Genomic DNA, 22,662 nt, shown 5'->3' with positions numbered 1-22,662 from the left:
GGGGGAGATTAAGCAGCTTCTTGCGTCCCCGCAATCGGGTTTCGATCAGCTACTGATGCAGTTTGTGGCGCAGCGGTGCCGACCCGCGCCTGCCACTTTGCGCGGATCATGTCCGAGGTCTCGCGGCTGCCGTCATGGCTCCATCCCGGCTCGCGCAGCAGGTAGGCAAGCTTGTGCTTCCACGGCGCGCGCCAGATGTCGGAGAGCATCCCGATCCATTCGTGAAATACCGACCACAGGAGGTTGAAGCTGCCGAGCTGCTTGACGATCCCGTAGCGGATTTTCTCGTCATCGACCTCGGGAGTGAAGGTGCCGAACAGCTTGTCCCAGACGATGAAGACGCCCGCGTAGTTCGTATCGAGATAGCGCGGGTTGGTCGCATGGTGGACGCGGTGGTGCGAGGGGGTGTTCATCACCGCCTCGAACCAGCGCGGCATCCTGCCAATCGCCTCGGTGTGGATCCAGAACTGGTAGATGAGGTTGAACCCGCCGCAGATCGCGATCATCGCCGGGTGGAACCCGAGCAGCACCAGCGGCACCGCAAAGAGGAAGCCGAAGGTAAACATCCCGGTCCATGTCTGCCGCAGCGCGGTTGAAAGGTTGTAGTGCTGGCTCGAATGGTGGTTCACGTGGCTCGCCCACATCCAGCGGATGCGGTGCCCGGCGCGGTGGACCCAGTAATACTTGAGGTCGTCGAGCACGAAGCAGACCGGCCAGGCCCACCACACCGCCCACCACTCGGGGCCGAAGTCGAAGACGCGGTATTCGTAGGTCTTGATGAACACGGTGAGCGCGAAGCCGCCCAGCAAGGCCCCCGCCACGGTCGAGCCGAGGCCGAACATCAGGCTGACGAGGGTGTCCTTCGGCTCATAGGCCTCGGGCGCGCGGAATTTCGCCCAGATCATCTCGGCCAGCACCGCGATGACGAACAGGGGAATGGCGTATTTTACAGGCTCGAAGTCAGGCATCCTTGCGCCCGTCTAGCCGATTGATCGCCTCGGCCCAAGCCTGCGCGTCCGGAAGGCTGAGGAACACCTTGCCGAAGCCCGGCTCGCCCGGATCGACGACCAGATTGAACTCGCCCGGATGGTCCTCCGCTTGCGCCGAGGCCCCTGGCCCCAGCACGCGCCCGGCAAACCGGTTGCCGTGGCGCCTGATCACCATGATCCGCCCGCCCGCATCGCGGGCGAGTGCGCTCGCGCCCTCGGCGTCGCAGGATGTCGCAACCGGCGCGAACCCGTCCTCCACCTCGCCTGCCGCACGCGCGACCGCCTCCGCGCTGTCGAGCCGGGGCGCGCCGCCCAATTTCAGCCACCACGCAAGCCCCGCCAGCGCGAGAATCGCGACTAGCGAGCCGGCAGTCTGGGTCAGCAGGGCCACGGGTGGAAGCGCCTCAGCGCGCAGCGAGCATGTCGATCATCGCGCGAATCGGGGCGACATCGTAGCCCGCCTGCGCCGCCGCGCGGGCGATGGTTTCGGGATCCGCGCCCTGCTTGGCGCTCGCCAGCGCCCACAGCAGGGTCGAGCGCGTGCCCGAGCGGCAATAGGCGAGAATCGGCCCCTCGGCCTGATCCAGCGCGGCGATCATCGCATCGACCTGCGGCTCGGAAAAGCCCGAATGGCCGACCGGAATGGCGACATAGTTCAGCCCCGCCGCGGCTGCGGCCGACTCGATGGCGTCACCTTGCGGGGCCGAGGGTTCCTCGCCGTCGGGACGATTGTTGACGATGGTGGTGACGCCGAGCGCGGCGGCAGCGGCGATATCCTCCAGCGCAAGCTGCGGGCTCACCAACACATTTTCGTTGAGGCGGCGAAAATCGCTCATGCTGTCGTCCTGCTTTGCCGGGGGGCGATGGGTCATTGATCGCGCCATTCATGCCCGCTGGGCGCAGCCCGCACAAGACCCGCCCGGTTCCCCTGACGGGCACGCGCGGGCAGGCCAGCGGGGCCCCGGTTATTTCGTTCGCAAAGCAGGCTTTTGTGCGCTATACCTAAAGTCACGTGCGCTGCCGGACAACATGCTCGGCGCGTCTGTGTCCGGTGCGGCTCACTGCTCACGACATCGGCGCATTGGAGGACGGGCAGTGTGGCAAGGTACGTACTGATCTATGGGTTACGATAGGGGACGCCGGCGCGGCCGCGACAAGCGCGACGGTTTCGGCGAAGATGGCTTCGATCCGTTTGGCGGCGGGAATGACGGTTTCCCGCCCCGCGACTTCGGCGGCGACCGGTTCGGGGGCGGTGACCGCTTCGGCGGTGGCGGCGACCGGTTTGGCGGCGGCGGCGGTGATCGCTTCGGCGGCGGCGGCGGTGGCCCGCGCGGCGGCGGTGGCGGCGGCTTCGGCGGCGGCCCGCGTGGCCCCGGCGGCGGCGGTGGCGGTGGCGGCGGTTTCAGCCGCATGCCCGCCCAGATCGTCGGCACCGGCAAGGGCACGGTGAAGTTCTTCAACGCCCAGAAGGGTTTCGGCTTCATCCAGCAGGAAGGCGGCGGGGAGGATGTGTTCGTGCACATCTCCGCGGTCGAGCGTGCCGGCCTCGAAGGCCTCGCCGAGGGGCAGGAGCTCCAGTACAACCTCGTGGATCGCGGCGGCAAGGTGTCGGCGCAGGATCTCCAGGTCGTGGGTGACGTGATCGCCGTGGCGGCCAAGCCCGCCGCCCCGCAGCGCGAGCTGACTGGTGAGCGCGCCAAGGGCACGGTCAAGTTCTTCAACGCGATGAAGGGCTTCGGCTTCCTCGTGCGCGATGACGGCCAGCCGGATGCCTTCGTGCACATCAGCGCGGTCGAGCGTTCGGGCCTGTCGGCCATCAACGAGGGCGAGCGGTTCGAATTCGATCTCGAAGTCGATCGACGCGGAAAGTATTCCGCCGTCAATCTGGCACCGATCGAAGGCTGACCCGGCCGCACTCCGCTCCCCGCGGTTTGACCAGGGGGAAGCGGAAGATTAAACGGTAAAGCGGATGGCGGCTCTGGTTCAGGGCCGCCATTTGCGTTTCAACTCCCCATCCAACGAACATTCAGGAAGCTGCTTATGTCCATCACCCCGCTCATGCCCGTCTATCCGCGCTGCGGTGTCCGGCCGGTGCGCGGCGAGCACTGCCATCTGATCGGCGAGGACGGCACCCGCTACCTCGATTTCGCGAGCGGTATCGCGGTCAACCTGCTCGGCCATTCGCACGAGGGGCTGATCGGCGCGATCCAGCAGCAGGCGGCGACGCTGATGCACGTCTCGAACCTGTATGGCAGCCCGCAGGGAGAGAAGCTCGCCCAGTGGCTGGTCGACAAGACCTTCGGCGACACGGTGTTCTTCACCAATTCGGGCGCCGAGGCGGTCGAGGCCGCGATCAAGACCGCGCGCGCCTATCACCAGAACGGAGAGGGGGGCGACAAGGGCCGCTTCGAGCTGATCACCTTCCACAACGCCTTCCACGGCCGCACGATGGCGACCATCTCGGCCTCGAACCAGGAGAAGATGCACCACGGCTTCTCGCCGCTTCTCGCCGGGTTCAAATATGCGCCGTTCGATGATCTGGAAGCGGCCAAGGCGCTGATCGGGCCGAACACCGCGGGCTTCCTCGTCGAGCCGATCCAGGGCGAGGGCGGGATCCGGCCCGCTTCGATGGAGTTCATGCAGGGCCTGCGCAAGCTCGCCGACGAGCATGATCTGATGCTGGTGCTCGATGAAGTGCAGTGCGGCGTCGCGCGCACGGGCAAGCTCTATGCCTACGAGCATTACGGGATCGAGCCCGACATCCTCGCCACCGCCAAGGGCATCGGCGGCGGCTTCCCGCTGGGTGCCTGCATCGCCACCGAGAAGGCGGCGCGCGGGATGACCTTCGGCACCCACGGATCGACCTACGGCGGCAACCCGCTCGCCATGGCGGCCGGGACGGCGGTGATGGAAGCCGTGGCGAACGACGAATTCCTCGCCTCCGTGGCCGAGAAGGGCGAGCGCCTGCGCGCGCGGCTTGAACAGTTCATCGGCAACTATCCCGAGCTGTTCGAACTGGTGCGCGGCAAGGGCCTGATGCTCGGCCTCAAGATGAAGATGGAGAGCCGCCCGTTCTACGTCCACCTGCGCGATCATCACCAACTGCTGACCGTGGCCGCGGGCGACAACACGATCCGCATCATCCCGCCGTTGGTGATCGGTGACGCGGAGATCGACGAGTTCTTCGACAAGCTCTCGGCGGGTGCGGCGAGCTTCAAGGTGCCTGAAGCGGCATGACCGGCGGCACGGGGGCGCTGCGCCACTTCCTCAACCTCGGCGATGCCGGGGGTGACGATATCGCGGCGATGATCAACGATGCGCTGGATCGCAAGGCGGCGCGCGCAGGGCTCCCCAAGGGCGCGCCCGATGCCGATGCACCGCTCAGCGGAAGGGTGCTGGCGCTGGTGTTCGAGAAGAACTCGACCCGCACCCGTGTCAGCTTCGACATCGCGATGCGCCAGCTGGGGGGCACGGTGCTGCTGCTCGATTCGGCCTCGAGCCAATTGGGGCGGGGGGAAACCATTGCCGATACCGCGCGGGTGCTCAGCCGCATGGTGGACGGCATCATGCTGCGCACCGACGATCACGCCAAGATCGAGGAGATGGCCGCCCACGCGACGGTGCCGGTGATCAACGGCCTCACCGACATGTCGCACCCCTGCCAGATCCTCGCCGATCTGCTGACGGTGATCGAGCACGGCAAGGCGCTTCCGGGCCTTGAGGTCGCGTGGTTCGGGGATGGCAACAACGTGCTGCACTCGATCCTCGAGGCGGCGGGGCTGATGAAGTTCAACGTCCGCGTGGCGACGCCTGCGGGCTACGAGCCTGATCCGGCCTTTGTGGAACTCGGCCGCGCGGGCGGGGCGACGGTCACGCTGACGCAGGATGCAGCGGCCGCCGCGCGCGGCGCCGACGTGATCGTCACCGACACCTGGATCTCGATGGGCCAGGCCCATGCCGCGGAAAAGCTCGCCGCGATGGCGCCTTTTCAGGTCAACGCCGCGCTGATGGCGCTCGCCAAGCCCGATGCGGTCTTCCTCCACTGCCTCCCCGCCCATGTCGGCGAGGAAGTGAGCGAGGAGGTGTTCGAGGGCCCGCAATCGGTGGTGTTCGACGAGGCCGAAAACCGCATCCACGCGCAGAAATCGGTGCTCTTGTGGGCCTTCGGGATGCTCGGGGACTGACGGGGGGTTTCGCCGCTCGCCCTGCGTCCCCATATGGCGGCGCATGACCGAAACGACCGCCCCAACCGAAACGACCCCCGAGACCTTCTCCGACACCCTGATGGGCTTCACCCTGCCCTCGCGCAATGCACGCGGGCGGGTGGTGCGTTTGGAAGGCGTGCTCGAGGAGGTGCTCTCCGCCCACGATTACCCCGCCCCGATCACGCACCTTCTGGGCGAGGCGCTGGTGCTGGGCGCGTTGATGGGCGGGCTGCTCAAGGGCGAGAACGCGCAGATGACCCTCCAGGCGCAGACCCAGGGCGGGATCGTCAAGCTGCTGGTGTGCGACTATCGCGCGGGCGCGGTGCGTGGCTACGCCGATTTCGACGGCGAGCGGCTGGCGACGCTGGGCGCGAACCCGAGCCTCGCGGCGCTGTTCGGCGAGGGCTATCTCGCGATCACCTTCGAGACCGAAGGACGCCAGCGCTATCAGGGGATCGTCCCGCTCGAAGGCGACAGCCTTGCCGAGGCGTGCGAGAGCTATTTCAGTCAGTCCGAACAGATCCCGACCCTGATCCGCGTCGCCAGCCGTGCCGGTACCGGCGGTCGCATGGCGGCGGGGCTGCTGGTGCAGCACCTGCCCGATGGCGAGGAAGGGCGCGAGCGGCTCCACGTGCGGCTCGACCATCCCGATTGGGAGCATGTCGCTGTGCTGGCAGGGACGATCAGCCACGAGGAACTGCTCGATGCAGATCTGTCTCTGGAGGGCATCGCATGGCGGCTGTTTCACGAGGAACCCGAAGTGCGCGTCCAGCCAGGCGACGTGCTGTCGCGCGGGTGCCGCTGCTCCTCAGAGCATTACGAGACGATCATCGCCCGTTTCCCGCTCGAAGAGCAGGAGGAGATGCGCGGTCCCGACGGAGTCATCGCCGTAGACTGTGCATTCTGTTCCAAGACGTTCGCGCTAGCGATCTGACGTTTGGTCGAAAATCTCGCGATAGGCGCAGAAATGCGTCCATTATTTGCAAGGCGCGGACGCGCAAAGCTGGCATTAGGGGGTGTATGACTAACCGGACTGACAGCAGCATGCGGATGGCGGGCCTTGCGCTGATGGGCGCCGGGGCGCTTATCGGCATGGCCGTTCCGGTGCTGGCGCAGGGCAACGGGCTCGCCATGCTCGGCACGCTTGCCAGGGGCGAATGGACCATCCGGCAGCGCGGCGGCGCGCCCGATCGCAAGATCTGCCTGAAGTCCGGCACCGAGCTCATCCAGCTTATGCACCGCGAGAGCGGGTGCAGCCAGTTCGTGGTCGAGGATGGCGCGGCGCGGGTGACGGTGCAGTACACCTGCCCCGGCAACGGCTATGGCCGCACCAGCATCCGGCGCGAGACGCCCGCGCTGGTGCAGCTCGAAAGCCAGGGCATCCAGGGCGGAATGCCGTTCGAACTGACGGGCGAGGCGCGCCGCACGGGATCGTGCTGACGGCCGCCGGATTGCCTTTGCGCGCCCGCGTGATAGGGCCGCAGCGATGACTGATCCGGCACAAACCCAGCCGCTCGCCGTGGTGCTGCTCTCGGGCGGGCTCGATTCGATGGTAACCGCCGCGCTGGCGCAGGAAGCGGGCTTTGCGGTCCATGCGCTGAGCGTCGACTACGGCCAGCGTCACAAGCTCGAGCTGCAATCGGCGGCGCGGATCGCCGAGAAGCTGGGGCTGGCGCGCCACACTCCGATCGCGCTCGATCTGCGCGCTTTCGGTGGATCGGCGCTGACCGACAGCATCGAGGTGCCCAAGAGCGGGGTGGGCGACGATATCCCCGTGACCTACGTGCCCGCACGCAATCTGGTGTTTCTTGCGCTGACCACGGCTTGCGCGGAGGCGGCGGGGGCGCGCGATGTGTTCATCGGGGTCAACGCGCTCGACTATTCGGGCTATCCCGATTGCCGCCCCGAATTCATCGCCAGCTTCGCCGAAACCGCTCGGCTCGGCACCAAGGCGGGGGTGGAGGGCGCGCCCTTCACGATCCACGCGCCGCTCCAGCACATGACCAAGGCCGACATCGCCCGCGAATGCGCGCGTCTGGGGCTCGACCCGGCATGGAGCTGGTCGTGCTACGATCCGACACCGGACGGGTTGGCCTGCGGACTGTGCGATTCGTGCCGTTTGCGGAAAAAGGGTTTTGCCGAGGCGGGGATTGTCGATAGCACCCGCTATAACGCCTGACCGGCTCCGCGCCGGTCTCGAGCGAATACACGGGATAGGGGATCGATCTTGAGCGAGGACACCACGGCGGCGCCCGTCAGCAGCGAGGCGCCCGCGTCGGCCTACAGCTGGTATGTGCTGGGGGTGCTGGTTGTGGTCTACATCCTCAACTTCATCGACCGGCAGATCCTCTCGATCCTCGCGGTCGACATCAAGCGCGATCTGGCGCTGACCGACGGACAGCTGGGCTTCCTGGGGGGCGCTGCCTTCGCGGTGTTCTACGCGCTGTTCGGGGTGCCACTCGGCCGGCTCGCGGATCGCTGGAACCGGGTGCGGCTGCTGACCATCGGCCTGTTGCTGTGGTCGACGATGACCGCGGCTTCGGGCTTTGCGAGGAATTACCTCAGCCTGTCGCTCGCGCGGATGGGGGTGGGCGTGGGCGAGGCGACCGCCAGCCCGACCGCCTATTCGCTGATCTCGGACTACTTCCCTTCGCGCCAGCGGGCGACCGCGCTCGCGATCTATTCCTCGGGGCTTTATCTGGGCGGCGGGGTATCGTTGCTGATCGGGGCGAAGATCTCGCAGGTCTGGGACGCGGCCTACCCGGGGGGCGGGATCGGGGGGCTGGTCGGCTGGCAAGCGGCGTTTCTCGCCGTGGGCGCCCCGGGGGTGCTGTTGGCGGGCTGGGTCGCCTCGCTGCGCGAACCGGTGCGGCAGCCCGACGCGGCGAGCGGCGTTCGCCACCCGCTTGCGGATTTCTTCGTCGACCTGTCGATGCTGCTGCCGCCTTTCACGCTGCTCCACGCGCTGCGGCGCGGGCCGATGGCGGCGCTGGTCAACGCGGGCATGGCTGCGGCCATGACCGCTTTCGCGCTGGGGATGATCGAGCTGACGGGGAACGTGCCGCAGTGGTCGGCGATCGCTTTCGGCTACTACGCGGTGTTCTCGTGGGCCTCGACGCTCAGGCGCCACGATCCGGCGACCTTCCGGCTGATCTGGGGAACGCCCGCCTTCATCTGTACTGCATTGGGCTACGGGCTCGTGTCGCTCGGCGCCTATGCGCTCGCCTTCTGGGCGGCGCCCTATGCCGAAACGGTACTGAAGCTGCCCAAGGCGGAGCTTGCCTTCGTGCTCGGAGGAAGCGGGGCGCTGTCGGGCTTTCTGGGGGTGATCCTCGGCGGACGCATGTCGGACTGGCTGCGCGGACGCAATCCTTCGGGGCGGATCCTGGTGGTGATGTTCGGGATCCTCGCGCCGGTGGTGCCGATCTGGATCGGCTTCACCACCGAGGTGCCAGCGCTGTTCTACGCGATGAATTTCCTGGCGGGGATGTTCGCGGCGACGGCGTTGGGCGCGGCAGCGGCGACAACGCAGGACCTTGTCCTGCCGCGCATGCGTGGCACCGCGACGGCATCGTTCTTCCTCGCGACGACGCTCGTCGGCCTGGGGCTCGGGCCCTATATGGTCGGCGCGATTTCCGAGGCGAGCGGGAGCTTGCGAATCGGGGTGCTGTCACTGATCGGGGTGGCACCGGTCTCGCTGGCGCTGCTGGTCTACGCCTATCGCTCACTGCCCAAGGCAGAGGCGACGATTGCCGAGCGTGCCGCGGCGGCGACGGCGGGGGCATGAGCGACGCCAAGGCGGCGACCTTCTAGAGGCTCAAGCCCGGTCGCGCTCCAGGTCCGGGTCACGCACTAACGCAAAAGAGCGCGCCGCAGCACGGGCATATGCCCGGCTGCGGCGCGCTCTTCGTGCTTTTATCGATGGTGTCAAAGTGCCGCCGGGCTGCTCGATCAGCTGGCCGACTGGATGGGATAGCGCGACCAGTCTGGCATAGGGCAACAAAAAAGGGGCCGGATAGCTCCGGCCCCTCTTCGTGTTCCATGGGAACCTGGACTTACATGCCCGAGCCCGGACCGTAGGTCACTTCCACGCGGCGGTTCTGCGCTTCGCGCACACCGTCGGCGGTCGGGACGCGCGGCTTGGTTTCGCCGAACGACTGGCCGGTGATGCGGGCGGCAGGGATGCCGCGACCGGTCAGGTAGGCAGTAACCGCCTTGTTGCGACGATCGGCCAGGCCTTCGTTGTACTTGGTGCTGCCCGAACGGTCGGTGTGACCGGCCAGCATCACGCTCGCCGTGCCGCAGTTGGCATAGGCGGTGACGGCGCTGTTGAGGATGCCGGCGGCTTCCGAGGTGATGTCCGACTTATCGAAGTCGAAGAACACGATGTACGGACCCGTGTTGCACGGCGCCTTGGGCGGCGGCGGCGGAGTCACCGCGGCCGGGGCGACGACCGGCTCTTCACCACCGAAGTTGTAGGTGATCGAACCGAGCAGCGAGTGCGAGGTCATCTTGGTGTCGAGCGTGCGGCCGAGGGCGTCGACCAGGTTCACGTCTTCGGCGCGGAAGTAGCGATACTTCAGACCAACGTCCCAGGAGTCGCTGAGCGGCGCGCGAACGCCGGCGAGCAGCTGCCAGGCAAAGCCGGTGTCCGAATCGTTCCAGACGCCCGGACCGTTCGAGTTGACGCGGCCGTCCAGATCGACGCGGGCCACGCCCACACCGCCACCGACAAAGCCCTGCAGGCTGTCATCATCGCCGAAATCGACGAGGCCGTTCAGCATGAAGCTGAGAGCGTTGACCTCACCCAGCGCATCGCGGGTACCGGTGAAGCGGGTGAAACCGCCCGGGGCACCTGCGGAAGGGTTGAGCGCAAGGCCCTGATTGCCAGCAACGACTTGCGTGAGGTCGGCTGCGCGGTAGCTGGCTTCAGCTTCGAGGCGGAAGCCGCCGAAGTCATAGCCGACAAGCCCGCCAAAATCGTAGCCGGTGTCATAATCGGCCTTCGCGTTGTCAGCGACGCCGTTGACATCGAGAGATTGGTCCTGGACGATCATCACGCCGCCATCACCCTGAATATACCACTGACCGTCGCGGGCCATGGCGGGCGTGGTCAGCGCGGTCGAGGCCATCGCCATTCCAATGACGAGTTTGCGCATTTCCAAAATTCCCCTTTGCGTTAGACTTGAGGCACGGGCTGTCTCTATCTTTTCCCCCCACGCGAGGCAAGCAGACATTGCCCTTTGGGTGTTGCAAGAATGTCGCTGAAAAGGGGGTGGGCATAAAAATATTGCCGCAAAATGCGCGGTAATCCGCCATTCGCGCGCCTTATGGCGTGGGCGGGGCGAGGAATCCCATCGTCGTAAGGGACGTGATCACGGCCGCGATGGCGGCCCGCGCCTCGGCATCGACCACCGTTCCGCCCGCCGGGACGGCCACGACCGAGGCCGAATGCCAATGCGACCGATAAATGACAAACGCGGTGACGGCCCGGTCGAACACCAACATCCCATTTGCCGGCGCAATGAAGTGCCACTCTCCTGCGACCAGGACAGCAAGCCGATCTTCCTTGCCGGTCCACGCGGCCGTAGCAGGGGACGTGACCCGATAACACGCGCCATCCTCCGCGCTGGCGGGCGGGGCAGACTGCGAGGCTGTCACTGCGCGAGCGTGGAGCGCGTCGAGCAGGCTCAGTGCCTCGTTGACGAAGAACTCCTTTTGCGCCTGTCCGGCGAACAGAAGCGGAAGGCCAAGCGCGGGCGTCGAACTGGCAAGGGCGATCGGGTCGGACATTCAAGTCTCCTGGGCGTCAGATCAGGTCAGGCCAAATCGGCGAGTTGCAGCGGCGGGGAGTGGTCGAAGGTGCCCACCTGACGGACCCACAGCGCACCGGGGCCATGAGCGGCGATGAGGCTGGCGCGCTCGGCGGATGTGAGCGCAAGCGAGGGGGAGTCGGTTTGCCACATGGCGTGGGGCGCCCCGGCTGGCCCGAAACCGACGAGGTAGGCTTCCCGCTCCTCGACCAGGGGCACCTCCACGCTATCCTCCCAGCGATACTGTCCGCGCGCACGGCGGGTCCAGCGCCAGGTTGTCGTCCCGCTTGTGGCCCGCTGCGTACGAGGGTGGACGGGGCACAGCGGGCGCCGCGAAAGGCCCGCGTTGGCGAGCGGTGCGATCACTGTCTCGGCATCTCCCGTGGACATGGCCGCGATGCGCGAGGTGGCGAGCGGGGGAACCGGCACCGGATCGATCGGGATCAGGCTGTCGTCGACAAGGATCGTCGCAGTGCCAACAGCGTGGCCGAGCGCGGCAGCAGGCTCGGTGCCACCACGCCCGCGCAGCAGCCCGGTGAGCCGCCAGCGCCCGCCGCCCAGCGGCTCAGCGCGCAGGAATTGCACAAGCTCACCCCCGATCAGCATCCGGTTTGCGCCTGACGCAATACCGTCGCGATCCGTGTCGAGCAGATCGAGATCGTCCGCGACCAGCGCCACCACCGCTTCCGCGGCGGGCTCGAGCAGAAGTGCGCGCGATGCCGCAAGCGGCGCGTCGAGCGTGCCCGTCACGGCCCGCCGGATGCCGGTCGTGCCGAGCTCGACGAGGGCGGTGCCCTGCAGGGCGTAGAGCGCGGCCCCCCGCCACGCGCTGTTGGCGGCCGATGCGGCAGCGAAGATCAGCGGCTGGGCGGGGTTGGTGCCGGCTTCGGGCGGCATTTCGAAGGCAGCAAGGCTGGTCGCCGGGATGGGCAGATCGACCGGCGCGAGGTTCTCGCCAGGATCACTCGCGCGCGCGCTGCCGCATGAGGGAGCGAGCCGTTCAAGCTCGAGCGCAACGCCGCGGTCGAGCCATTCCCAGCTGCGCAGCAGCCAGTACCCGGGCGTGTCCGGCAGCCTGACAATGCTGCCCGGGATCAGGCGCGGGTCAAGCTCGCCGATCCGCCAGGTGACGGTTTCGTGCTGCCAGCGGGAACGGTTGGCATTGTCATTGGCAAGCTGGCGCGCGCCGCTCGCGGTGAGCGTCGCGGGCAGATCGATCATCAGTTCGCGGCCCGCCTTTCGGCTGCCGCTCGCCCGTTGCACGCCTGTCTGGTAGTCGCGCTCCTCGTCGTAATAGCGCAGCGCGGCCGGGGTCCGGGCGGGCAGGCCGGCGCGCTGCTTTACCCTGCTTTCGTCCCGATCGCGGTCGTCGCGGGCGAGCTGGTCGGGGAGCGTCATCACCTCGCCTTCAGGTTGCACGCGCGTGGCGATGGTCAGCCCCTCCTGCCCGGATGTGCACACCAGCGGGATCACCTGATCGATCGCTGCGAGCGTTGAGGAAAGCGCGCCGCCCTCGTCGGCAAAGCCGCGCGCCTCGGCGAGCGGGGGTTCGGCCGGCGGCAGCACCGCATCGGGCACAAGCTGGGCGAGCGAGACCGTCTCGTCGCCGCCATCGGCGAAGATCTCGAAGCTCATTGCCGGGATGCGGTTGCCGTAGTCGCCCAGCTCGAGGTTCTCGAAGACGACGTAGGCGCAGTCGCGGAAGGCGGGTGCAAGGGCGCCCTTGGCGGCAGCGATCAGCGGGTCGACGGGATCGTCGCCGAAGCCGCGATAGACCCGCAAGGTGCCGCCGACCTTCAAGTCCTCCTGCGCGCCGCGCAGCAGGTTGCCATCGGCCCAGATCCGCCCGACACGGTCGATCGGCGTGCTGGACAGGGCGATGGCGAAGGAGGCCGAGTAGGAATAGACGGTGGTCGAGGGCTGGCCCTTGCGCCCCTTCTGCTTCTGCTTGCTCTCGATCAGATCGGTTGACCAGATCACCGTTCCGCCCACGCGCATTCGCCCGAACTGGCGCGGGATCGGCTGGCCATAGCTCGAGGTGCTGAGCGTCAGGTCCTTGAGCCGCGGTCCCTCGCGCCCCTTGGGGCCGAAGACGCGCGCGTCGATCTGGTGCCCCACCAGAGCGCCGAGCGCGCCGCCAAGCGGCCCGCCGATCGCGCTGCCGAGAGTGGTCAGGAGCAAGGTTGCCATCAGATTAGCTTTCGCAAGAGGAAGCGAGGCGCCATGCGGCCTCGATCTGCCAGGCGGGCTCGCGCGGCTGCCTGACCACGCGTCGCAGGCCGGCATGGGCGTGAACGACGCTGCCCGCGTCGATGGCGATCACCAGATGGTGCTGCGCATAGCCGAGGGCGAGGAGCAGGACGTCGCCCGCGCGGATCGGCCTGCCCGCCGCGACGAGGCCCGATTGCATGGCCAGGGGGAGCCAGCCATCGATCGCGATGTTCCGCAGCCCGTAGCCCTGCGGTGTCACCGTCCGCACGCCGGCAGCGGCCAGAGCGGTATCAACCAGCCCGATGCAGTCGAGCCCGGTGGCCGGATCACGCCCGTGCAGACGGAACCGGCAACCGACAAGGCCGAGGGCGGCCTCGGCCACGGCGCTGCCGTTCGGGCTCACGACTGACCGTAGCGGGCCAGAAGGTCGTTCCCCGGCAGAAACGGCTCGCCCCGGAAGTTGGCGGCATTGCCGAAACGGTCCGAGCAGGTGGCAATGGTGTGATCGCAGCCCTCGCGCAGTTCCGCCAAGGTGCCGGGCAAGGTACCCTCGACCAGTGGCCTGTCGAGCACCAGCCACTCGCCGTCGGCGTCGATCACGCCGAAGGCCACGCCGGTCTGCGGACCCGCCATGAATCGCAGCCGGCCATCGACATGGGCCTCCCCGTCGACCCCGGCAAAGCGCACGCGATTCCCTTCCAGATCGATCTCTGCCAGTTCCGGCTGCGAGGTGAAGCGCACCGCCGAAAGCCCGCATCCGGGCCCGCAGAATTCGGCCCGGCAGGTCGGCGAGGTGCGCGGCACAAGATCCTGTTCGAGCAAGCTCTTGTTCGAACGCAGCTCGGCGGAGAATTGCACCTCGTCGTCCTCGATCCGGCCGATCTGCCCGGTGTAGAGGGTGTGGTGCTCTAGCGCTGCCCAGTCGACAGCGCCGATCTCGATCGCGGCATCGTCGAACAGCCCGGCGGCCAGCTCGCTCTCGCGGATCGAATCGTGATTGAGCGCTCCCTGCACTTCCGCGCTGTCATTCGCCAGTTCGGCGGTAAGGCGGATCGCGGCGGGGATCATGCCGGGGGCGGCGAGATGGCGGATGCCGCCGAAGGTGAGATCGCGATCGTGGCTGGTGAAGGCGAGCGTGCTGCCATCGCGCCGGTAGATGCGCCAGAAGGTTGCCACCGTATCGAGCTCGCGGTCGAAGAACACGCGCGGCATCAGGCCGTCTCCCTGATCTCGATGAGCGGGACCGAGGGGGCTTCACCGGCGGCGAAATTGATTGCCGATACGTCGAGCCGGTCCTCGGCAAAGCGCACCGGCACGTCGAAGCGGAAACCCGCGCGCACCTCGGCGCCGGCGGCGGGGGCGGCGGCGAAGCGGAGCATGCCTTTCTCGCCGAGCGTCCAGGCGGTGGTGGCGACGCCGCCTACGCTGACCACCAACGTATCGGCCCGCGGGCGGGTGATGGCGCGTACTTGCGGCTGCGTGCCGCCGCCGTAGAGCTTCACCAGCTGGAAATCCGCGCGCACGCCGTCGCCAATGCCCAGCAGCTGGTCGAGCCGGGTGGGCGTGCCGGCCATCCCGTTGGAACTGTTGTCGAACGGGTCCATCAGCCGGAAGCCGCGGGCAGGGCCACGGCGGGCGCGGAAGAAGGCGATCAGATCGGCAAGCTCGGTCTCCGAGCGGATGCCCGGGCCGACATCGAAATGCAGCCGCGCGTCCGACCACAGCGAATTGCGCCTCTCGTGCCCGGACGCGGTCACTGCGATCGAGGTCGAGAATTCGGGCGCCACTGATGCGCTCCGGCCGAGCGCGAAGGGATAAAGCACGTCGTCGAAGGGGTCCATGGCTTGCTCCGGAGGAGGGGCGAGGCGGGTGTAGCCGTCGCGGCTGACCTGCGGCAGCGCCCAGACATAGCGGCGGGCGATGCCCCGGGTGGCGGCCTCGTCGAGCCCGGCATCGATGCGCGTCCAGAAGGTTTCGGCATTGGCCGGATCGAGAACAAAGCCGGCAAGGTAATCCTGCGCCGCGAGCGGGTAGCCGAGTCGGGAGTTGACGAATGTGTAAGCCGCGCGCCGCTCGGCGTCGGCGCCCGAGGTGAGCCAATCGTAGTCTTCCAGCTGCAGGCGATTGAAGGCGGGATAGGCCCAAGCGGCCGGTAGATTGGCGCGGTACAGCTCGGGCATGTTCGCGGCGAGGATCGTCGGCGTGAAGGCAAGCAGCATCACTTCGGATGGGCCTTGCGCAGCCGTGCGCACCGCGGCCGTCAGCGCAGCGGTCGACTGGGCGAGCAGCACGCCCGCCGCATCAAGCAGCGCTTTCGCAGCAGCATCGAGCGGGGCGGCCATGTCGGTGATCGCTACGGGATTGCCGCCGAGCGCCGCCTTGGAGGCATCGTCATAAAGGCAGATTTCGCGATTGGCCGTCACCCACCACCAAGGCTCGCCGATCTGGAAGCGCACCGGTTGGCCGGCCGCCTTGAGCAGCGCGACGAAGCCGACCGCGGCACCCGCCAGCCATGTGCGCACCCCATTGTTCGCGGGCGAGAGCAGGCTCGACGGCGGTACCCATCCGGTCAATGCCGGCGCGCCGCCGGTGGTGCGCTGCTTCCATTTATCCCGGGCGTAGCTGTCGAACAGCTCGTAGGACAGCGAGGTGATCACCTCGAACCCGGCCGTCTTCGCCCCGGCGAAGAAATTGTCATGCCATGCGGCCGCCGGGGTGCACAGGGCACCGGCGGCATCGACTTTGAGTGTGCCATCTGCTTGCCTGGCAAGCCGCATGAAGTGGCTCATGCCGACATAGTGCACGATGTCCCCGCGGTAGCCGAGGCCGGTCACCGTGCGCAGCAGGCGCGCCGGGGTCTGGTTGTAGGCATCGTCATAGGCGGTGGCGATGCGCTCTCCATGAGGCGGCACGAGCACGTCACCCAGTTCGAGCATCGCCCGCGATCCGTCAGCGCGGATTTCGGATAGGCTCACCGATCCGTTGAACCGCGCCGGGAGCGCTGCCGTGCTCCCCGCGACAAAGCCCTGCGGCACCAGAGAAATGAACATGCGATCAATATCGCCCGCGAAGATCGGCCCGCCCGGCAGACCATAGCCGCTCTGGAGCGTAGAGAAGGGCAGGGTGATCCGGGCATCGGCGGGCGTGCCTTCGGCATAGTTCCAGAGCCGGACATACCAGACCCGGGGCTCGCCCGCGGCATTGCGGCCCTCGATCGTCAGCGTCGGCCCGTTGGGCTGGTCAAGCGCGATGACGCCGGTCGATTGCCAGCGGAAGCTCAGCGTCGTGTAACGATAGTCGCGATCGGTGGCATAGGCGAGCAGCGGGTGATCGAGGGTGTCGACGCTCTCCCAGATCAGACCGACAATCTCTCCTGCATTGTGCAGCTCGACGTCGACCCTCAGCGCATCGGGAGCGGTTGTGATCACCGAGGCCATCGCGGGCCGCGGGAAATTGACCGTCCAGAAGCGCGGATCGAAGCGCTGCATGAAGGTGCTTTCCTGCGCGCGGCGTTCGCGGGCGAGCCAGAATGCCATCCTCGTGCTCCTTGCTCAGACCTGTTGCAGCGCGCGGCGCACGGCACTGGCGATCTGGCGGGAGGAGCGCTGCATGGCGGTGGGCGCTGCCTGCCCGCGCGGCACGGCAACCTGGATCGCGACGCGCACATCGCGGGCCTGAGCGGCTGCCGGGCCGCTCTCGATCCGCCCCGCAGCGGTCGGCACGAACACCTCCGGCCCACGCTCGCCGACCAGAAACGCGCGGCCGGGCGAAACGGGGCCGCCGGTGGCGCGTCCCGGCAGGCCGAAAGCGGCGCTGAGCGTCCCGCTGAGCAGACCGCCGAGACCGCCGCCATTGGCGCCGCCGCCTCCGCCGAACAGGCTGCCGATCCCCGCCTGCAGAGCGTAAGCGGCGATTTCGGACAGGGCGGCGAAGGCGACGCGCTTCAGGTCATCGAAGCCCAGGCTCCCGCGGCGCAGCGCGCCCAGCAGGCCGCGCTCGAGCACCGCGCCCGCGCGGCCAAAGCCGTCGGTAAGCGAGCCGTCGAGCGAGCGGCGCATCGCCTCGACATCGCTCGCAAAGCCATCGGTCTTGGCGCGTACATCGACCACCAGTTCGTCGAAATTGTCAGTCATCGGCGTCGCGCTCCATCATGCGGGCGATTGCCTCGCGGCTTGGCGGGGGAAGGGCGGTCGGGTCGTCGTGAGGGGTGAGCGCGGTCGCGAGCTCGGCAGGCGTGGCAGACCAGAATTCGGCCGGTCGCCACCCGAGCAGCTGCGCGGCAAGGCCCGCCCAGCGCAGGGCGGCGTCGCCAAAATGGGCGGTCATGCCTCGCCCTGAAGCACCTGTGCGAGCACAGCGCGCACCGGCACGGTGGCGCCGACCAGCCCCATGCCCAGCACCGCCTCGCCTACCGCGACCCGTTCGGGGCGGTGTTCGGACGGCAGGCAATGCCACAGCAGCGCGGTCATGTCGGTGAGCGTCAACCCGCCCGCCGCTGCGCGCTCGACCAGCGCAAAGAGCGAGCCGAGTTCGGCCTCGGCCAGCACGAGGTTCTCGAAGCTCGGGCGCAGCACATGGGTGACGCCCGCGACCACAAGCGTTGCCTCGCCGCGCAAGAGGTTGGCGGTGCGCGTCACGATGCCACCACCGGGCCCGAGCTTTCGAGCTGCAGCGTGTAGCTGCGCTCGCCGTTGAAATCCCCGGCATAATCAAGCCGCTGGACGAGGAACTTGCCGCGCAGCTTCGCGCCGTCCTCGAAGGACAGCTCGTAATCGTCGAGCGTCCCGTCGAGCGCGCGGGTGCGCACGGTGTTTTCGGCCACGCTGCCGAGGAAGATCCCCGCCGCGCTCACCGAAACCGAGCGCGTGCCCGCACCCGAGAGGATGTCGCGCCAGCCGCCCGATTGCTTGTGGGTGACGACCACGGTGTCGCCGTTGATCGACAGCTGCGTGGTCCTGAGGCCCGCGATCGTCTGGTACACCGCGGGCGTCGCCCCGTTGGTGATCTTGAGCAGGAAGGCGGCGCCGGATTGTGCGGGCATGGGGGTTCACTCCGTCAAAGGGGTTCGAAAATGCGGAAGCGGTATTCGAGCAGCGCCCCGCGCTGATTGTCCGCGCGGGCTTCGCTGCGCGAGCGCAGGAAGCGGATCGAGGCGAGTTCGAAGCCGGGCTGGAACGGCGGCAGATCGAGCACGCGGCGCTCGATCGCGGCGAGCAGCGGGGCGTCGTCGCCAGCCGCATCGGTGCGGCTTTCGAGCTCGAGCGCGATGCGCACCTCGCGCCCCTGCCGGTCCTTCGTGCCCCAGTCGATCGACGCGCTGGCAGCGATGCCGAGCCATGGCGGCGTGACGGAGGGCGGGGCCTCCTCCTCGATGGCGTTGATTGCGGCCAGCGCCGGATCGGCGCGCAGCCAGGCAATCAGTGCGACGCGCAGGTCATTTTCCATCGCGGCTCACTCCGGTGAAGTCAGGCCACAAGGCGGTGGCCGAATGCCAATCGGCAGGACCGCGAGATGCCCGGCGGCGGCCTGGGGCAGCAGCGCGCGCAGCGGCAAGCCGAGCGGCGCGGGCGCGCAGGCGCTGGACGAGAGCGGCGGACCGGGTGACGACCGCGATCATCCCAGTCGCACCTCGCGCCACGGCCGCCATAGCGCGGTGACGCTGGCGGGCGGAACGGAGGCCGACTTGCCCTCGCGATCGCGGAAGTGGAACGCGGCGAGCCGGACGATCCCGTGCCGCAGGGGCGCGGGCAACGCATTCCAGTCGCCTGCGATCCCGACCACCATTTCCACCGCCAGCCCGCGCCCCTCGAAAGGGCGGAGCAGCTGGATGCAAGCGCTGGTCCCGATCCGCCATTCGAGCGCATCGCCGCTCACGGCGAGGGAAGTGCGCGTCCCGTCCTGGGCGATCACTGCGGCCGCAGAGATGTTCTGCACCGGCCGCGAAACCAGCTCCTGCCAGCCTCCGACGAGCGGAACCGTCTCCTCGACTGTCTGCCGCAGCGGCGTCTTGCCGGTGAACGCCTCGCAGATCGCGAGGCTGGTTGCGAGCAACTGTCTCAGCGCCTCGTCTTCATTGGGGCGGGTGATGCCGAGCCAGTGCTTGAGTTCCGCCAGAGCAGCGTCGCCCGGCACCGGGGGCTGCACGATTGTCCGCTGCATCGCGGTTTCTCCCGATTGATGATCCACAAGAAGTGCGCCCGCATCGCGCTGGTCAGGCGGGAGGAACGGCCTGAGGCGATGCGGGCGCGAGAGCCCGGCAGCAGCGCGAAGGGGGCACGCGCTGCTGCCGGGGAACAAGGCAAGGCTTGAGGCCTCAGGCCTCGATCTTGAGCAGCTTGATCGCCGCCGAATCGAGCACCTTCCCGCCCAGCCGCTTGGTGGCGTAGAAGTGGACGAAGGGCTTGTTGCTGAAGGGATCGCGCAGGATCCGCGTCGCGCTGCGCTCGGCGATGAGGTAGCCGTTCCTGAAGTTGCCGAAGGCGATCGGGAAGGCGGCGCCGGCAACGTCGGGCATGTCCTCGGCCTCGACCACCGGATAGCCGAGCAGGCGGTTGGGCTGGCCTTCGACCATCCCCGGCTGCCACAGGAACGCACCATCGGTCGTCTTGAGCTTGCGCACCGCGGCGAGCGTGGTCGAGTTCATCACGAACACCGCGCCCTGGCGATGGCCCGGACGCAGCGCGTGAATGAGGTCGATCAGCTTGGTGTCGAGCGCGGTGCCGAGCCCGGTGGCGCTCCCGGTGCCGATGTACTGCATCGTCCCGAAGGCGCGCACGCCGTCTTCGGCGGTCGACTTGGTGCCGTTGATGAAGCCTTCGGGCTGGTTGACGCCGGTGCCCTTGACGAAGGCGGCCCCCTCGGCGCGGGCGAATTCGGTCGCGATCTCGTTCGCCAGCCAGCTTTCGAGATCGAAGCCGACATCGTCGAGCATCGCCTGGCTTGCCGCCGGGTTGGCGTAGAGATCGCCGCTCGGCGGGGCGATTTCGGCGAACTGGGGCGTGCCAGTCTCGGGCCGCGGCGCGGTCTCGCTGACCCAGCCCGAAGCGACGTTGGTGGTGGCGACGAGCTTGCGATAGCCTGCGGTGCCGGTCTGCACGACCTGGGCGATGGCGCGGATCGGGCTCATCTTGACGATGCGCGAGGCGATCGCCGCGTCGATCTGGCGCGGCACGGCAAAGCCGCCATCGGCCGGGTTGACGCCATTCAGAGATTTGACCTCGGTCTCGCGGCCGAGGCGCAAGTAGCCATCGACGAAGCTCTTCACTTCGGGGGCATCGGCAGCGGGCGCGGCGCCACCGATCGCCGGACGGCTAGCGGCGCGGGCGACCTTTTCGAGACGCGATTTCACCTCGTCGACATCGCTGCGCAGCGCGGCGATATCGGCTTCGGCCTGATCCTGACGGGCGACGATGTCGAAGCTTGCATCGAGCGGATCGGCGGCGGCGGAGGTTGCGGGGGTGGTCATGTTATCCATGGGGCAGAGGCCTTTCGGTTGGGCGTAAAAAAGGCCGCCCCAGAGGCGGCCGGTGGGAGAGACGGGAGAGGCGAAAACTCAGATGACGAGGTGTACCCGCGCCATCGGGTGCAGCGGGTCGGTAACGAGGCTGACTTCGAACAGCTCGACCTCGAGCAACTCGCGCCCCGCCGCCGATTGCCGCGCCGCGCGGGTGCGGAAGCCGAAGCTGAGACCGCTGACCTTGCCGGCGGCGAGCAACTGCGCCGCGCGGCTGGCGGGGCGGTCGATCCGGGCGATTACGCGCAAGCCCCGCGCATCCTCGGCGGCCTGTTCGACCACGCCGATCGGCTGATCGGGCCGGTGCTGCCAGTAGAGCGGCAGCGGCGTGCTGCGCGCCGCCAGCGTGGCCGCGAAGGCCCCGCGGCGGATTGTGTCGTGTCCGGTATCGGCGATGTCGAACAGCGCGGCGTAGCCGGCGAAACGGATCGGGGAGGGCGCCGCCGTCACAGCAGCTTCCACACGCCGAGCCGCACCGCAATGCCGACCAGCAGCAGCGCCAGCACGCCCCGGATGGCCCAATCGACGAAGGCCTTCCACGCGCTGGTCTTGGCGTCGCGCCACGCCTGCAGCAGCTCGCGCAGCTCGACGAGATCGCCCTCGGCGCCCGGATCGCCGAGGCCCAGCCGCTCGAGCGCGCGGTCGGTCGCGAGTGCGCTCGCCTCCTCGACGATGGCGCGCAGCGAGACGAGACCCGCCCCCTCCTCGCGCGCCTGCGCCATCAGGCTGGCCAGAATGTCTTCGCGGCTCATGGGGCATTCTCCTCTGCGGGCAGGCCCAGCATCTGGCGCTTTTCGGCGCGGCTCAGGAAATCGGCGTCCGAGACCTGCGACCACAGCCGCTCGCGGTCTTCGGAAAGGGCGGGAACCTGATCGAGATTGACGCGCAGCTCGGCATCGGGAAACCACGGGGCGAGGCCCTCTCGGATCGCAGCAAACAGCTTTTCGGCGAGCGGCAGCAGCGTCAGCCGCCACAGCGCGCGGTTTGCCTCGCGGTAGTTGGCATAGGTGTTGTCGCCCGGCAGGCCGAGCAGCATCGGCGGCACCCCGAAGGCGAGCGCGATGTCGCGCGCTGCCGCACTCTTCAGGGTCGCGAAGTCCATGTCGGCGGGCGTCAGCGCCATGCTCTGCCACTTGAGCCCGCCGTCGAGCAGCATCGGCCGCCCGGCATTGGCCGCTCCCGAGAAGGCGATGTCGAGCTCGCGCTTCAGCCGTTCGAACTGTTCGTGCGCCAGGCTCGCCCCGTCGCCGGTCTCATAGACCAGCGCGCCCGAGGGGCGGGCAGCGTTCTCGAGCAGCCCCCGGTTCCAGCGGGTCGCGGCGTTGTGGATCAGCACCGCCTGCCACGCCGCCTCGAGCGCGCCCGCGCCGACGTGATCGTCGAGTGGATGCATCGCGCGGATCGCGATGATCTCGGGCCAACCGTTCTCGTCTTCGACCGGGTGACGGCTGGCCGCGCCCGCGACGGTATAGTCATAGGCGACCGGCCAGCCATTGGCATCGAGCACCACCTGGACCCGGTCGGGACGCAGCGCGAACAACTCGACCGGCGTGCCGCTCGCATCCTTGAGGATCTGCACGTAGCCATTGCCGTGCAGCAGCAGATTGGCCGCCAGCGTCTCGACCAGCGATTGGCCCGCGCTGGTTTCGGTCACCAGCGCGGCAAGGCGCGGGTCGGGGCAGGCGAGCGGTGCCTGTCCGATCCCTTCTGCGATGAGCCGCACCGAGCGCTGGGCGATCGGGTTGGCAAGAAAGCCCTCCCGGATGCCGCGCCCGTAGCTGTAGTGGCCATTGGCCGGACCGCTCTCGAAAGCGGGAATCCAGCCCTGCGGAAAGCCGGAGGCAAGCGGCACGCGAGTGTGCTCCCCGCCCTTGAAGGCGGAGCGGAGAATGTCGAGCAGGGGCATGGGAATTCCTCGGTTTGCTGGACTG

At 68.1% G+C, this 22,662-nt stretch carries 26 protein-coding genes; 7 read left to right on the top strand and 19 right to left on the bottom strand.

The window, feature by feature from the left end; genetic code table 11:
* Nucleotides 1–8 precede the first annotated feature (8 nt).
* The 3 genes from AX708_RS09940 to AX708_RS09930 are packed head-to-tail and all read right to left on the bottom strand — an operon-like array spanning nucleotide 9 to nucleotide 1,825.
* Nucleotides 9–968: a sterol desaturase family protein gene (locus AX708_RS09940; RefSeq protein WP_066531781.1), complete on the bottom strand. Its 960-nt coding sequence runs from the start codon at nucleotides 966–968 to the stop codon at nucleotides 9–11.
* The gene (locus AX708_RS09935) at nucleotides 961–1,380 is read right to left on the bottom strand and encodes a hypothetical protein (RefSeq protein ID WP_197426226.1); all 420 of its coding nucleotides are present in this window, start codon (nucleotides 1,378–1,380) and stop codon (nucleotides 961–963) included. The genes AX708_RS09940 and AX708_RS09935 overlap by 8 nt, the downstream gene beginning before the upstream one ends.
* Before the next feature lie 13 nt (nucleotides 1,381–1,393).
* Nucleotides 1,394–1,825 carry a TIGR01244 family sulfur transferase gene (locus tag AX708_RS09930; protein ID WP_066531773.1) on the bottom strand — a complete coding sequence of 144 codons (432 nt, stop codon included), beginning with the start codon at nucleotides 1,823–1,825 and terminating at the stop codon, nucleotides 1,394–1,396.
* Nucleotides 1,826–2,108: 283 nt separating this feature from the next.
* On the opposite strand from AX708_RS09930, the gene AX708_RS21310 reads away from it, so the two are divergent.
* The 7 genes from AX708_RS21310 (at nucleotide 2,109) to AX708_RS09895 (ending at nucleotide 8,981) form a co-directional block, all read left to right on the top strand.
* Nucleotides 2,109–2,894 (top strand): cold-shock protein, encoded by a 786-nt coding sequence (locus AX708_RS21310; protein ID WP_066531772.1) that lies wholly within the window; start codon nucleotides 2,109–2,111, stop codon nucleotides 2,892–2,894.
* Between the two features lie 135 nt (nucleotides 2,895–3,029).
* Nucleotides 3,030–4,226, top strand: coding sequence for an aspartate aminotransferase family protein (locus AX708_RS09920; RefSeq protein ID WP_066531767.1), 1,197 nt, complete (start codon nucleotides 3,030–3,032; stop codon nucleotides 4,224–4,226).
* Nucleotides 4,223–5,173: an ornithine carbamoyltransferase gene (argF, locus tag AX708_RS09915; RefSeq protein ID WP_066531766.1), complete on the top strand. Its 951-nt coding sequence runs from the start codon at nucleotides 4,223–4,225 to the stop codon at nucleotides 5,171–5,173. Before AX708_RS09920 ends, argF begins: the two co-directional genes overlap by 4 nt.
* 43 nt (nucleotides 5,174–5,216) lie before the next feature.
* Nucleotides 5,217–6,128, top strand: a complete 912-nt coding sequence (locus AX708_RS09910) for an Hsp33 family molecular chaperone HslO (RefSeq protein WP_066531765.1) — start codon at nucleotides 5,217–5,219, stop codon at nucleotides 6,126–6,128.
* Between the two features lie 86 nt (nucleotides 6,129–6,214).
* Complete coding sequence (locus AX708_RS09905) at nucleotides 6,215–6,634, top strand: hypothetical protein (protein WP_066531759.1); 420 nt, start codon at nucleotides 6,215–6,217, stop codon at nucleotides 6,632–6,634.
* 46 nt (nucleotides 6,635–6,680) lie between these two features.
* Complete coding sequence (gene queC / locus AX708_RS09900; protein ID WP_066531756.1) at nucleotides 6,681–7,373, top strand: 7-cyano-7-deazaguanine synthase QueC; 693 nt, start codon at nucleotides 6,681–6,683, stop codon at nucleotides 7,371–7,373.
* Between the two features lie 48 nt (nucleotides 7,374–7,421).
* Nucleotides 7,422–8,981: an MFS transporter gene (locus AX708_RS09895; RefSeq protein WP_066531754.1), complete on the top strand. Its 1,560-nt coding sequence runs from the start codon at nucleotides 7,422–7,424 to the stop codon at nucleotides 8,979–8,981.
* Between the two features lie 268 nt (nucleotides 8,982–9,249).
* Here the strand turns inward: AX708_RS09895 and AX708_RS09890 are convergent, their stop codons facing one another.
* The 16 genes from AX708_RS09890 to AX708_RS09815 form a co-directional block, all read right to left on the bottom strand.
* Nucleotides 9,250–10,353 (bottom strand): OmpA family protein, encoded by a 1,104-nt coding sequence (locus AX708_RS09890; protein ID WP_067490065.1) that lies wholly within the window; start codon nucleotides 10,351–10,353, stop codon nucleotides 9,250–9,252.
* A gap of 169 nt (nucleotides 10,354–10,522) precedes the next feature.
* Nucleotides 10,523–10,987 (bottom strand): DUF2793 domain-containing protein, encoded by a 465-nt coding sequence (locus AX708_RS09885; RefSeq protein WP_066530119.1) that lies wholly within the window; start codon nucleotides 10,985–10,987, stop codon nucleotides 10,523–10,525.
* A 26-nt stretch (nucleotides 10,988–11,013) separates the two neighbouring features.
* A complete protein-coding gene (locus tag AX708_RS09880) occupies nucleotides 11,014–13,197 on the bottom strand; it encodes a phage tail protein (protein ID WP_066530121.1) in 2,184 nt (727 codons plus the stop codon).
* 4 nt (nucleotides 13,198–13,201) lie between these two features.
* The gene (locus AX708_RS09875) at nucleotides 13,202–13,621 is read right to left on the bottom strand and encodes an NlpC/P60 family protein (protein WP_066530123.1); all 420 of its coding nucleotides are present in this window, start codon (nucleotides 13,619–13,621) and stop codon (nucleotides 13,202–13,204) included.
* The gene (locus AX708_RS09870; protein WP_066530125.1) at nucleotides 13,618–14,430 is read right to left on the bottom strand and encodes a DUF2163 domain-containing protein; all 813 of its coding nucleotides are present in this window, start codon (nucleotides 14,428–14,430) and stop codon (nucleotides 13,618–13,620) included. Before AX708_RS09870 ends, AX708_RS09875 begins: the two co-directional genes overlap by 4 nt.
* Nucleotides 14,430–16,754 carry a DUF2460 domain-containing protein gene (locus AX708_RS09865; protein ID WP_066530127.1) on the bottom strand — a complete coding sequence of 775 codons (2,325 nt, stop codon included), beginning with the start codon at nucleotides 16,752–16,754 and terminating at the stop codon, nucleotides 14,430–14,432. Before AX708_RS09865 ends, AX708_RS09870 begins: the two co-directional genes overlap by 1 nt.
* Nucleotides 16,755–16,769: 15 nt before the next feature.
* Nucleotides 16,770–17,351: a tail tape measure protein gene (locus AX708_RS09860; RefSeq protein ID WP_066530129.1), complete on the bottom strand. Its 582-nt coding sequence runs from the start codon at nucleotides 17,349–17,351 to the stop codon at nucleotides 16,770–16,772.
* The gene (locus tag AX708_RS09855; protein ID WP_066530130.1) at nucleotides 17,344–17,544 is read right to left on the bottom strand and encodes a phage tail assembly chaperone; all 201 of its coding nucleotides are present in this window, start codon (nucleotides 17,542–17,544) and stop codon (nucleotides 17,344–17,346) included. The genes AX708_RS09860 and AX708_RS09855 overlap by 8 nt, the downstream gene beginning before the upstream one ends.
* A complete protein-coding gene (locus AX708_RS09850) occupies nucleotides 17,541–17,855 on the bottom strand; it encodes a gene transfer agent family protein (RefSeq protein WP_066530132.1) in 315 nt (104 codons plus the stop codon). Before AX708_RS09850 ends, AX708_RS09855 begins: the two co-directional genes overlap by 4 nt.
* Complete coding sequence (locus AX708_RS09845; RefSeq protein ID WP_066530134.1) at nucleotides 17,852–18,259, bottom strand: phage tail tube protein; 408 nt, start codon at nucleotides 18,257–18,259, stop codon at nucleotides 17,852–17,854. Before AX708_RS09845 ends, AX708_RS09850 begins: the two co-directional genes overlap by 4 nt.
* Nucleotides 18,260–18,273: 14 nt before the next feature.
* Nucleotides 18,274–18,663: a DUF3168 domain-containing protein gene (locus AX708_RS09840; RefSeq protein ID WP_066530137.1), complete on the bottom strand. Its 390-nt coding sequence runs from the start codon at nucleotides 18,661–18,663 to the stop codon at nucleotides 18,274–18,276.
* A gap of 168 nt (nucleotides 18,664–18,831) precedes the next feature.
* Entirely contained in the window at nucleotides 18,832–19,377 is a 546-nt protein-coding gene (locus AX708_RS09835) for a hypothetical protein (protein ID WP_066530140.1), read from the bottom strand.
* 154 nt (nucleotides 19,378–19,531) lie between these two features.
* Nucleotides 19,532–20,692: a phage major capsid protein gene (locus tag AX708_RS09830; RefSeq protein ID WP_066530143.1), complete on the bottom strand. Its 1,161-nt coding sequence runs from the start codon at nucleotides 20,690–20,692 to the stop codon at nucleotides 19,532–19,534.
* Nucleotides 20,693–20,770: 78 nt separating this feature from the next.
* Entirely contained in the window at nucleotides 20,771–21,181 is a 411-nt protein-coding gene (locus AX708_RS20450; protein WP_197426113.1) for an HK97 family phage prohead protease, read from the bottom strand.
* On the bottom strand, nucleotides 21,178–21,483 hold the full coding sequence (locus tag AX708_RS20445) for a DUF6127 family protein (RefSeq protein WP_066530146.1): 306 nt from the start codon (nucleotides 21,481–21,483) through the stop codon (nucleotides 21,178–21,180). The genes AX708_RS20450 and AX708_RS20445 overlap by 4 nt, the downstream gene beginning before the upstream one ends.
* Nucleotides 21,480–22,637: a phage portal protein gene (locus AX708_RS09815; RefSeq protein WP_066530149.1), complete on the bottom strand. Its 1,158-nt coding sequence runs from the start codon at nucleotides 22,635–22,637 to the stop codon at nucleotides 21,480–21,482. Before AX708_RS09815 ends, AX708_RS20445 begins: the two co-directional genes overlap by 4 nt.
* Nucleotides 22,638–22,662 lie beyond the last annotated feature (25 nt).

This window comes from Erythrobacter sp. CCH5-A1, from assembly GCF_001557115.1.
Classification (GTDB): Bacteria; Pseudomonadota; Alphaproteobacteria; order Sphingomonadales; family Sphingomonadaceae; genus Erythrobacter.
This window is presented reverse-complemented; position numbering and strand designations above follow the sequence as displayed.

Coding starts and splice junctions, on each gene's coding strand:
- AX708_RS09940 (WP_066531781.1), bottom strand. CDS start 968: ATGCCTGACTTCGAGCCTGTAAAATACGCCATTCCCCTGTTCGTCATC.
- AX708_RS09930 (WP_066531773.1), bottom strand. CDS start 1,825: ATGAGCGATTTTCGCCGCCTCAACGAAAATGTGTTGGTGAGCCCGCAG.
- AX708_RS21310 (WP_066531772.1), top strand. CDS start 2,109: ATGGGTTACGATAGGGGACGCCGGCGCGGCCGCGACAAGCGCGACGGT.
- AX708_RS09920 (WP_066531767.1), top strand. CDS start 3,030: ATGTCCATCACCCCGCTCATGCCCGTCTATCCGCGCTGCGGTGTCCGG.
- argF (WP_066531766.1), top strand. CDS start 4,223: ATGACCGGCGGCACGGGGGCGCTGCGCCACTTCCTCAACCTCGGCGAT.
- AX708_RS09910 (WP_066531765.1), top strand. CDS start 5,217: ATGACCGAAACGACCGCCCCAACCGAAACGACCCCCGAGACCTTCTCC.
- AX708_RS09905 (WP_066531759.1), top strand. CDS start 6,215: ATGACTAACCGGACTGACAGCAGCATGCGGATGGCGGGCCTTGCGCTG.
- queC (WP_066531756.1), top strand. CDS start 6,681: ATGACTGATCCGGCACAAACCCAGCCGCTCGCCGTGGTGCTGCTCTCG.
- AX708_RS09890 (WP_067490065.1), bottom strand. CDS start 10,353: ATGCGCAAACTCGTCATTGGAATGGCGATGGCCTCGACCGCGCTGACC.
- AX708_RS09885 (WP_066530119.1), bottom strand. CDS start 10,987: ATGTCCGACCCGATCGCCCTTGCCAGTTCGACGCCCGCGCTTGGCCTT.
- AX708_RS09880 (WP_066530121.1), bottom strand. CDS start 13,197: ATGGCAACCTTGCTCCTGACCACTCTCGGCAGCGCGATCGGCGGGCCG.
- AX708_RS09870 (WP_066530125.1), bottom strand. CDS start 14,430: ATGCCGCGCGTGTTCTTCGACCGCGAGCTCGATACGGTGGCAACCTTC.
- AX708_RS09865 (WP_066530127.1), bottom strand. CDS start 16,754: ATGGCATTCTGGCTCGCCCGCGAACGCCGCGCGCAGGAAAGCACCTTC.
- AX708_RS09860 (WP_066530129.1), bottom strand. CDS start 17,351: ATGACTGACAATTTCGACGAACTGGTGGTCGATGTACGCGCCAAGACC.
- AX708_RS09855 (WP_066530130.1), bottom strand. CDS start 17,544: ATGACCGCCCATTTTGGCGACGCCGCCCTGCGCTGGGCGGGCCTTGCC.
- AX708_RS09845 (WP_066530134.1), bottom strand. CDS start 18,259: ATGCCCGCACAATCCGGCGCCGCCTTCCTGCTCAAGATCACCAACGGG.
- AX708_RS09840 (WP_066530137.1), bottom strand. CDS start 18,663: ATGGAAAATGACCTGCGCGTCGCACTGATTGCCTGGCTGCGCGCCGAT.
- AX708_RS09835 (WP_066530140.1), bottom strand. CDS start 19,377: ATGCAGCGGACAATCGTGCAGCCCCCGGTGCCGGGCGACGCTGCTCTG.
- AX708_RS09830 (WP_066530143.1), bottom strand. CDS start 20,692: ATGGATAACATGACCACCCCCGCAACCTCCGCCGCCGCCGATCCGCTC.
- AX708_RS20445 (WP_066530146.1), bottom strand. CDS start 21,483: ATGAGCCGCGAAGACATTCTGGCCAGCCTGATGGCGCAGGCGCGCGAG.
- AX708_RS09815 (WP_066530149.1), bottom strand. CDS start 22,637: ATGCCCCTGCTCGACATTCTCCGCTCCGCCTTCAAGGGCGGGGAGCAC.